Origin of the sequence: Shigella sp. FC1661, assembly GCF_001712525.1 — a bacterium.
GTDB lineage: Bacteria > Pseudomonadota > Gammaproteobacteria > Enterobacterales > Enterobacteriaceae > Escherichia > Escherichia coli.
The window spans coordinates 1-9179 of sequence record NZ_MDGW01000073.1; the positions used below are offsets into that span (position 1 = coordinate 1).

Sequence of the window (9179 nt, forward strand, 5' to 3'; positions counted from 1 at the left end):
CCAGCATTTTTGTGACAGCCTCAACCCCGATATCGCGCAGACCGCCCGCATCCAGGAAGGACGTCCAGCACTGGTTGGCTGTGAACAGGCGTTTCAGCGATCGGGGAGTAAAAGCGGACAACATGAGGACGGATTAACCCCCGGTATCCTGTAGCCGGGTAAGGGCTGCTGTGTCGCCACGGCGCTCCAGGATGGAGGCCGCGACCATCGCAGGTGGTGGGTCCATGGGTTTGAGCATCTTCATCCAGTCCCATTCACGTTGTGAGAGCTTCTCAGCACCAACAGAGAGCAGAACGGGAACTATACTTTTGCGGGTCAACATAAGAGGATGAGTCCTTAATAAAACAGGTCCTCAGAGCATACATATTCTGCGGAGCGTGCGGCAACAACAGGACGAACAGGGGCGGTTTTCAATTTGCAGCCGTCAGGCTGCCGTGGTTCATCCGAAGTCAGAGAAATATGTTTTCATCCATGGCCCGGAAAATCCTGATGAAACATGGTATTACGATTTCCATCATCGACGCGGAGTCATTGCTGAAGGCGGCAAGGTGAGCAATCTCGATGCAATGGATATTACCGCGCCGTATACGCCAGGAGCGCTGCGCGGCGGCAGCCATGTGCATGTCTTTAGCCCGAACGGTGAAAGGGTGAGCTTTACCTATAACGACCATGTAATGCATGAACTCGATCCGGCGCTGGATTTGCGAAACGTCGGTGTTGCTGCGCCGTTTGGCCCGGTCAACGTACAAAAGCAGCATCCGCGTGAATACAGCGGTAGCCACTGGTGCGTGCTGGTGAGTAAAACCACGCCCACGCCGCAGCCTGGCAGCGATGAAATCAATCGTGCTTATGAAGAAGGATGGGTAGGAAATCACGCGCTGGCGTTTATTGGCGACACACTTTCGCCAAAGGGCGAGAAAGTGCCGGAGCTGTTTATCGTTGAGTTACCGCAAGATGAAGCTGGCTGGAAAGCGGCAGGTGATGCGCCGTTAAGTGGAACGGAAACCACCCTGCCCGCGCCACCGCGCGGCGTCGTGCAGCGACGTTTAACCTTTACCCACCATCGGGCTTATCCGGGGTTAGTCAACGTCCCGCGCCACTGGGTGCGCTGTAATCCGCAGGGTACGCAAATCGCGTTTTTAATGCGTGATGATAACGGCATTGTGCAACTGTGGCTTATCTCGCCACAGGGCGGCGAGCCGCGCCAGTTAACCCATAACAAAACGGATATTCAGTCTGCATTTAACTGGCATCCGTCAGGAGAATGGTTGGGCTTTGTGCTGGATAATCGAATTGCTTGTGCCCATGCGCAAAGTGGCGAGGTTGAGTATTTAACCGAAAACCACGCCAATCCACCTTCTGCGGACGCCGTGGTCTTCTCGCCGGATGGTCAATGGCTGGCGTGGATGGAAGGCGGCCAGCTGTGGATCACCGAAACTGATCGCTAAATCAGTTATCAGGCATTCTGGCCGGTGGAATAACCGCATTGGTGGCTTGCGCGTTGGCTTCGCTTTTTTCAACGCGTGAGCGCACCGAGCTGTCTTTGCGGAACACATCCCACGGCAGTAAAAGCGTGTCCATCACAGCGGTAAACGGCATATCGAGAATCGCCAGCGACTTAGTGCCCCAGTTGGTTTCATCGTCGCCAATCATGGTTGCGCTGGCGCGGGTGCCGGGATACGTTCCTTCTTTCCCTCCGGTATGGGACATCACGCTGGAGCATCCTCCGAGTAATGTCATTCCGCTGCATATCATGAACGCTAACAACACATTTCTTATCATAATAAATTCATCTGTTGATCGTGGGTGTTGGCCTGATGAGTTATAGCGATCCCTTGCTGAAAATAACATCATCATTACGTCGCACTGTGGCGGCTATCGCACTTTAACGTTTCGTGCTGCCCCCTCAGTCTATGCAATAGACCATAAACTGCAAAAAAAAGTCCGCTGATAAGGCTTGAAAAGTTCATTTCCAGACCCATTTTTACATCGTAGCCGATGAGGACGCGCCTGATGGGTGTTCTGGCTACCTGACCTGTCCATTGTGGAAGGTATTACATTCTCGCTGATTTCAGGAGCTATTGATTATGCGTAACTTTGATTTATCCCCGCTTTACCGTTCTGCTATTGGATTTGACCGTTTGTTTAACCACTTAGAAAACAACCAGAGCCAGAGTAATGGCGGCTACCCTCCGTATAACGTTGAACTGGTAGACGAAAACCATTACCGCATTGCTATCGCTGTGGCTGGTTTTGCTGAGAGCGAACTGGAAATTACTGCCCAGGATAATCTGCTGGTGGTGAAAGGTGCTCACGCCGACGAACAAAAAGAGCGCACCTATCTGTACCAGGGCATCGCTGAACGCAACTTTGAACGCAAATTCCAGTTAGCTGAGAACATTCATGTTCGTGGGGCTAACCTGGTAAATGGTTTGCTGTATATCGATCTCGAACGCGTGATTCCGGAAGCGAAAAAACCGCGCCGTATCGAAATCAACTAATTCCCTAAGGCCGCCTGACGCGGCCTGACATCTCCATGCTCGCCGTCAGGGAGCATATGCGAATCTTCGGATTTGCAGGTACTTACTCGCTTCTTAGAAGGAGAAATGACTATGCGTAACTTCGATTTATCCCCACTGATGCGTCAATGGATCGGTTTTGACAAACTGGCCAACGCACTGCAAAACGCCGGTGAAGGCCAGAGCTTCCCGCCGTACAACATTGAGAAAAGCGACGATAACCACTACCGCATTACCCTTGCGCTGGCAGGTTTCCGTCAGGAAGATTTAGAGATTCAACTGGAAGGTACGCGCCTGAGCGTAAAAGGCACGCCGGAGCAGCCAAAAGAAGAGAAAAAATGGCTGCATCAAGGGCTTATGAATCAGCCATTTAGCCTGAGCTTTACGCTGGCTGAAAATATGGAAGTCTCTGGCGCAACCTTCGTAAACGGTTTACTGCATATTGATTTAATTCGTAATGAGCCTGAACCGATCGCAGCGCAGCGTATCGCTATCAGCGAACGTCCCGCGTTAAATAGCTAACTAGCTATTCTCTTTGCCCCGCCATTCTGGTGGGGCTTTTTTTGTCTTTCTTCTTCAACAATGCGTTAAATTTCGACTGTTTAAGATATTTCGGCACGTTCTTTCCCGTGATAATGTGCGCTATAAGGCAAATCTGCTTCACCGATTCAGCCATAATCCGTAGCAATTAAAATGTTATCTCAAGAGAAATGGACGATGAGTGATATAGCATTAACGGTCAGTATTCTGGCTTTGGTGGCAGTCGTCGGTTTGTTTATCGGCAACGTCAAATTTCGCGGCATAGGATTAGGTATTGGCGGCGTGCTGTTTGGTGGGATCATCGTCGGCCATTTTGTTTCTCAGGCGGGGATGACATTAAGTAGCGATATGCTGCATGTTATTCAGGAATTTGGCCTGATCCTGTTCGTTTATACCATCGGGATTCAGGTAGGGCCGGGCTTCTTTGCCTCATTGCGCGTCTCCGGATTACGCCTCAACCTGTTTGCTGTTCTAATCGTCATCATCGGTGGTCTGGTTACCGCCATCCTGCATAAACTGTTTGATATTCCACTGCCGGTAGTGATGGGGATTTTCTCCGGTGCGGTTACCAATACGCCAGCGCTGGGGGCAGGGCAGCAGATCTTGCGCGACCTGGGTACACCAATGGAAATGGTCGATCAGATGGGGATGAGTTACGCGATGGCGTATCCATTCGGCATTTGCGGGATTTTGTTCACCATGTGGATGTTGCGGGTTATTTTCCGCGTCAATGTCGAGACAGAAGCTCAGCAGCACGAGTCTTCACGCACCAATGGCGGCGCGCTGATCAAGACTATCAATATTCGCGTTGAGAACCCTAACCTGCATGATTTAGCCATTAAAGATGTACCGATTCTCAACGGCGACAAAATTATCTGCTCGCGTCTGAAACGCGAAGAAACCCTAAAAGTTCCTTCGCCAGATACCATTATCCAACTGGGCGATTTGCTGCATCTGGTGGGGCAGCCAGCGGATTTACATAATGCGCAACTGGTGATTGGTCAGGAGGTCGATACTTCGCTGTCCACGAAAGGCACTGATTTGCGCGTCGAGCGTGTGGTGGTCACCAATGAAAACGTGCTCGGAAAACGTATTCGCGACCTGCACTTTAAAGAACGCTATGACGTTGTTATCTCGCGCCTGAACCGTGCCGGGGTCGAACTGGTCGCCAGTGGCGATATCAGCCTGCAGTTCGGCGATATCCTCAATCTGGTGGGGCGTCCGTCCGCAATTGATGCCGTTGCCAATGTGCTGGGGAATGCGCAGCAAAAACTGCAACAGGTTCAGATGCTGCCAGTGTTTATTGGCATCGGGCTTGGCGTATTGTTAGGTTCTATTCCCGTCTTTGTGCCTGGGTTCCCGGCCGCGTTGAAACTGGGGCTGGCGGGCGGTCCGCTGATTATGGCGTTGATCCTCGGGCGTATCGGCAGTATCGGCAAGCTGTACTGGTTTATGCCGCCAAGTGCCAACCTCGCGCTGCGGGAGCTGGGGATCGTGCTGTTCCTCTCGGTCGTTGGTCTGAAATCTGGTGGGGATTTTGTGAATACCCTGGTCAATGGCGAAGGGCTAAGCTGGATTGGTTATGGTGCCCTGATCACCGCCGTTCCGCTGATTACTGTTGGCATTCTGGCGCGGATGTTAGCCAAAATGAATTACCTGACCATGTGCGGGATGCTGGCAGGTTCCATGACCGATCCTCCGGCGCTGGCGTTTGCTAATAATCTTCATCCAACCAGTGGTGCGGCGGCGCTCTCTTACGCCACTGTCTATCCGTTAGTGATGTTTCTGCGAATTATCACCCCCCAATTACTGGCGGTGCTCTTCTGGAGTATCGGTTAACTCTTTTCCGGGTGGAGTCGCCGTAAATGGTACTCCACCTGGTATTCGCTGGCATTTCTGAACATCACTGAATAATTCAAAAACTCCCCGCTCTCGCTATATGACAACGAGGTGATCCGCAGCAGTGGCGTGTGTTCCGCTACCTTCATTTGCCGCGCCAGCAGTCTATCGGCGAGCACCGGCGTCAGGCTTTCATAATTACCGCCAATCAAAATCCCACACTCTTGTTCAATATATTCAAACTTCGACCCTTCCAGATGTTGCAGCGAAAGATTACGGAACAGTTTAACCGGCATATAGCTGTCTTCCAGCATCAGCGGTTTCCCTTCCACAAAACGAACGCGACGGGAGAAGTAGATCTGCTCGTTGATTTGAATCCGTAACTGGCTGGCAATGGCCGGAGGCGCAGGCATGATTTCAAAAATCAGCACCTGGCTGGTGACCGTTTTTCCCTGCCGTTTTAACACCTCCACCAGTCCGGTCAGGCTGGCGGTTTGATGCAGCACATCTTTGCGCACCAGGTAAGTGCCGCTGCCGTGGCGGCGGACCACCAGCCCCCACGCTACCAGCAGGTCAATCGCTTTACGGATGGTCATCCGGGATACTGCAAATTCTTCCGCCAACTTTTTTTCACCGGGAAGAAGGCTGTTTAGCGTGAAATCCGCGGAATTAAGTCGAATTCTTAACCGCTCCGCAATGCTTTTGTAGATCATCTCTAGATCTCTTTTTTGCCTGCAAGCCCGGGTAATGCGCCCACAAGTTCTGCTTAATCGATTGAAAAAACATCTTTTTTTAAAGATGTGTTCGATGCTGTGTACCAGTGCTCACAGATGTCTACTTTTTCGCGAAAACGTAGATCTCTACCGCCCAACGAAAAGCATGAAAGCGATCACGAATCCCATTGGGTCGTCATGTTCTGCCGATCGCATCTTCCTATCCTCGCTCCAGGCCTGCCGCATAACCAATCAGGCTTCCTACTTACAGAATTGAGAAAAGAGGATGTGGAAATGCTCAGTCAAATTCAACGCTTTGGCGGCGCGATGTTCACGCCAGTGCTGCTGTTTCCCTTCGCCGGGATTGTGGTGGGTCTTGCCATCTTGCTGCAAAACCCGATGTTTGTCGGGGAATCACTGACCGATCCGAACAGTTTATTCGCGCAAATCGTACACATTATTGAAGAGGGCGGTTGGACGGTATTCCGTAATATGCCGCTGATTTTTGCTGTCGGTTTACCCATTGGCCTTGCTAAGCAAGCGCAGGGGCGTGCTTGTCTGGCGGTGATGGTGAGTTTCCTGACCTGGAACTATTTCATCAACGCGATGGGAATGACCTGGGGAAGCTACTTCGGCGTCGATTTCACTCAGGACGCGGTGGCAGGTAGCGGTCTGACAATGATGGCCGGGATTAAAACCCTCGATACCAGCATTATCGGCGCAATTATCATTTCCGGCATTGTGACGGCGCTGCATAACCGTCTGTTCGATAAAAAACTGCCGGTTTTTCTCGGCATTTTCCAGGGGACGTCTTATGTGGTGATTATCGCCTTCCTGGTGATGATCCCCTGTGCCTGGCTGACGTTGCTCGGCTGGCCAAAAGTACAAATGGGGATTGAATCTCTGCAAGCGTTCCTGCGTTCGGCGGGTGCACTTGGGGTGTGGGTTTACACCTTCCTCGAACGTATTCTGATCCCAACCGGTTTACACCACTTCATCTACGGACAGTTTATCTTTGGTCCGGCAGCTGTTGAAGGCGGCATTCAGATGTACTGGGCGCAGCATCTGCAAGAGTTCAGTCTGAGCGCCGAGCCGCTGAAATCGTTGTTCCCGGAAGGCGGTTTTGCCCTGCACGGTAACTCAAAAATCTTTGGTGCCGTGGGCATTTCTTTAGCGATGTACTTCACTGCCGCACCGGAAAATCGGGTAAAAGTGGCGGGCTTGCTGATTCCCGCAACCTTAACCGCCATGCTGGTGGGAATTACCGAACCGCTGGAATTTACCTTCCTGTTCATTTCACCGTTGCTGTTTGCGGTACACGCCGTGCTGGCGGCCTCAATGTCGACCGTGATGTATCTCTTTGGTGTGGTGGGCAACGTGGGCGGAGGTCTGATTGACCAGGTTTTACCGCAAAACTGGATCCCGATGTTCAGCAACCACGCGGATATGATGCTGACCCAAATCGCCATTGGGTTGTGCTTTACCCTGCTGTACTTCGTGGTTTTCCGCACACTGATTCTGCAATTCAACATGTGCACGCCGGGACGTGAAGATGCGGAAGTGAAACTCTACTCAAAAGCCGAATACAAAGCCTCGCGAGGCCAAACCACCGCTGCAGAGCCAAAAAAAGAGCTGGATCAGGCTGCCGGTATCCTGCAAGCCCTGGGCGGGGTCGGCAATATCTCCAGCATTAACAATTGCGCGACGCGTTTACGTATTGCACTGCATGACATGTCACAAACGCTGGATGACGAAGTCTTTAAAAAGCTGGGAGCGCACGGCGTCTTCCGTAGTGGCGATGCCATTCAGGTGATCATTGGTCTGCATGTATCCCAGCTGCGTGAACAGCTCGATAGCTTAATTAATTCTCATCAATCAGCAGAAAATGTTGCCATTACGGAGGCAGTATAATGACCAAATTCTCAGTGGTTGTCGCAGGCGGTGGAAGCACCTTTACGCCAGGTATCGTGTTGATGCTCCTGGCGAATCAGGACCGTTTCCCGCTTCGTGCACTGAAATTTTATGATAACGATGGTGCGCGGCAGGAAGTGATTGCCGAAGCCTGTAAAGTCATCCTTAAAGAGAAAGCGCCGGACATTGCGTTTAGTTACACCACCGATCCTGAAGTGGCATTCAGCGACGTTGATTTTGTCATGGCGCACATCCGCGTCGGCAAATACCCGATGCGCGAACTGGATGAAAAAATCCCGCTGCGCCACGGCGTTGTTGGTCAGGAAACTTGCGGACCCGGCGGAATAGCGTACGGCATGCGTTCCATTGGCGGCGTCCTGGAACTGGTGGATTATATGGAAAAATATTCACCAAATGCCTGGATGCTCAACTACTCCAACCCGGCAGCAATTGTCGCAGAAGCCACGCGTCGTCTGCGCCCGAATGCGAAAATCCTCAACATCTGTGACATGCCAATCGGTATTGAAAGCCGGATGGCGCAAATTGTTGGGATGCAAGATCGCAAACAGATGCGCGTGCGCTACTACGGCCTGAACCACTTTGGCTGGTGGACATCAATTGAAGATTTGCAGGGCAACGACCTGATGCCCCAGCTGCGGCAATATGTCTCTAAGCACGGTTATGTTCCACCGCAGCAAGATACACATACTGAAGCGAGCTGGAACGACACCTATGCAAAAGCGCGGGATGTCCAGGCACTGGACCCGGATACATTGCCGAACACCTATCTGAAATATTATCTCTTCCCGGATTATGTTGTTCAGCATTCCAACCCTGAACATACCCGCGCGAATGAGGTGAATGGAACATCGCGAGAAACAGGTTTTCGATGCTTGCCGCGCCATTACAGCGGCAGGAAATTCAGCGGCGGCCAAGCTGGAGATTGACGAACATGCGTCATACATCGTCGATCTGGCGGCGGCAATTGCCTTCAACACTCAGGAGCGGATGTTGCTGATTGTGCCTAACAACGGGGCAATCCATAACTTTGATGATGAAGCGATGGTCGAGATCCCGTGTCTGGTCGGGCACAACGGACCAGAACCACTGGTGGTCGGCGATATCCCGTAGTTTCAGAAAGGGTTAATGAGTCAGCAAGTGGCGGTGGAAAAACTGGTCGTGGACGCCTGGGAACAGCGTTCATATCAGCACCTGTGGCAGGCGATTACGTTATCGAAAACGGTACCGAGCGCCTCGGTCGCCAAAGCTATTCTGGATGAGTTGCTGGAGGCCAACAAAGCGTACTGGCCAGAGTTACGTTAATTGTGTGGACTGGCATCCGTTGGGTGCTGGTCCGTATTCTTTAGCACGGCTGACGGCGCATAACCAAATTTATCCGGTGCGCCGTAAAACCCCGTCCTTCAGGGCGGGGATATAAGGCGCGGTTTTCCACCTAACCAGGTGTTTGCTGTTGTTCAATGTATTGGCGGATGACGGATATTGGCGCACCTCCGCAGCTATTGGCAAAATAGCCAGGACTCCACAAAACGCCTTTGTAGTAATACCTGACTGCAATATCTGGTCGATCTCGTCGCAGTAACCTACCCGATACGCCTTTGAGGCTGTTTACCAGACTGGATATCGCCAGTTTGGGAGG

At 51.8% G+C, this 9179-nt stretch carries 7 protein-coding genes, 5 pseudogenes and 1 other annotated feature; of the genes and pseudogenes, 6 read left to right on the top strand and 6 right to left on the bottom strand.

All coding sequences use genetic code 11. The features are described 5' to 3' along the window. A pseudogene (locus BFF42_RS05460) lies at positions 1-124 on the bottom strand (IS91 family transposase); the annotation flags it as partial. A gap of 9 nt (positions 125-133) precedes the next feature. After that, the gene (locus tag BFF42_RS26885; RefSeq protein WP_000957863.1) at positions 134-322 is read right to left on the bottom strand and encodes a hypothetical protein; all 189 of its coding nucleotides are present in this window, start codon (positions 320-322) and stop codon (positions 134-136) included. Positions 323-437: 115 nt separating this feature from the next. Between BFF42_RS26885 and BFF42_RS05470 the strand changes: the two are divergent. Beyond that, a pseudogene (locus BFF42_RS05470) lies at positions 438-1448 on the top strand (DUF3748 domain-containing protein); the annotation flags it as partial. A gap of 1 nt (position 1449) precedes the next feature. Here BFF42_RS05470 and BFF42_RS05475 read toward each other — a convergent pair. Further along, positions 1450-1782, bottom strand: coding sequence for a YceK/YidQ family lipoprotein (locus BFF42_RS05475; protein WP_000620888.1), 333 nt, complete (start codon positions 1780-1782; stop codon positions 1450-1452). Positions 1783-2021: 239 nt separating this feature from the next. Further along, positions 2022-2094, top strand: a sequence feature (ROSE (Repression Of Heat Shock gene Expression) occurs in the 5'-region of heat shock genes and acts as an RNA thermometer to modulate expression.). Here BFF42_RS05475 and ibpA point away from each other — a divergent pair. The 3 genes from ibpA to BFF42_RS05490 all read left to right on the top strand — a co-directional run bounded on the left by ibpA (position 2088) and on the right by BFF42_RS05490 (position 4898). Continuing rightward, complete coding sequence (gene ibpA, locus BFF42_RS05480; protein ID WP_001243437.1) at positions 2088-2501, top strand: small heat shock chaperone IbpA; 414 nt, start codon at positions 2088-2090, stop codon at positions 2499-2501. Its footprint overlaps the feature before it by 7 nt. A 111-nt stretch (positions 2502-2612) precedes the next feature. Next, positions 2613-3041 (top strand): small heat shock chaperone IbpB, encoded by a 429-nt coding sequence (gene ibpB / locus BFF42_RS05485; RefSeq protein WP_001243425.1) that lies wholly within the window; start codon positions 2613-2615, stop codon positions 3039-3041. Between the two features lie 195 nt (positions 3042-3236). Continuing rightward, on the top strand, positions 3237-4898 hold the full coding sequence (locus BFF42_RS05490) for a putative transporter (protein ID WP_001279767.1): 1662 nt from the start codon (positions 3237-3239) through the stop codon (positions 4896-4898). Here BFF42_RS05490 and BFF42_RS05495 read toward each other — a convergent pair. Then, on the bottom strand, positions 4895-5611 hold the full coding sequence (locus tag BFF42_RS05495) for a GntR family transcriptional regulator (RefSeq protein WP_001300779.1): 717 nt from the start codon (positions 5609-5611) through the stop codon (positions 4895-4897). The genes BFF42_RS05490 and BFF42_RS05495 overlap by 4 nt on opposite strands. A gap of 294 nt (positions 5612-5905) precedes the next feature. Here BFF42_RS05495 and BFF42_RS05500 point away from each other — a divergent pair, with 294 nt between their 5' ends. Then, positions 5906-7522, top strand: coding sequence for a PTS sugar transporter subunit IIB (locus BFF42_RS05500; RefSeq protein ID WP_073692900.1), 1617 nt, complete (start codon positions 5906-5908; stop codon positions 7520-7522). Then, positions 7522-8845: pseudogene (locus BFF42_RS05505) on the top strand (6-phospho-alpha-glucosidase). Before BFF42_RS05500 ends, BFF42_RS05505 begins: the two are co-directional and overlap by 1 nt. On the opposite strand, the pseudogene BFF42_RS27545 reads toward BFF42_RS05505, so the two are convergent. Together BFF42_RS27545 and tnpA are read right to left on the bottom strand one after the other, a co-directional pair. Beyond that, a pseudogene (locus tag BFF42_RS27545) lies at positions 8842-8916 on the bottom strand (hypothetical protein); the annotation flags it as partial. The pseudogenes BFF42_RS05505 and BFF42_RS27545 overlap by 4 nt on opposite strands. Further along, a pseudogene (gene tnpA, locus BFF42_RS05515) lies at positions 8886-9179 on the bottom strand (IS200/IS605 family transposase); the annotation flags it as partial. The pseudogenes tnpA and BFF42_RS27545, both read right to left, overlap by 31 nt.

Coding starts and splice junctions, on each gene's coding strand:
- BFF42_RS26885 (WP_000957863.1), bottom strand. CDS start 322: ATGTTGACCCGCAAAAGTATAGTTCCCGTTCTGCTCTCTGTTGGTGCT.
- BFF42_RS05475 (WP_000620888.1), bottom strand. CDS start 1,782: ATGATAAGAAATGTGTTGTTAGCGTTCATGATATGCAGCGGAATGACA.
- ibpA (WP_001243437.1), top strand. CDS start 2,088: ATGCGTAACTTTGATTTATCCCCGCTTTACCGTTCTGCTATTGGATTT.
- ibpB (WP_001243425.1), top strand. CDS start 2,613: ATGCGTAACTTCGATTTATCCCCACTGATGCGTCAATGGATCGGTTTT.
- BFF42_RS05490 (WP_001279767.1), top strand. CDS start 3,237: ATGAGTGATATAGCATTAACGGTCAGTATTCTGGCTTTGGTGGCAGTC.
- BFF42_RS05495 (WP_001300779.1), bottom strand. CDS start 5,611: ATGATCTACAAAAGCATTGCGGAGCGGTTAAGAATTCGACTTAATTCC.
- BFF42_RS05500 (WP_073692900.1), top strand. CDS start 5,906: ATGCTCAGTCAAATTCAACGCTTTGGCGGCGCGATGTTCACGCCAGTG.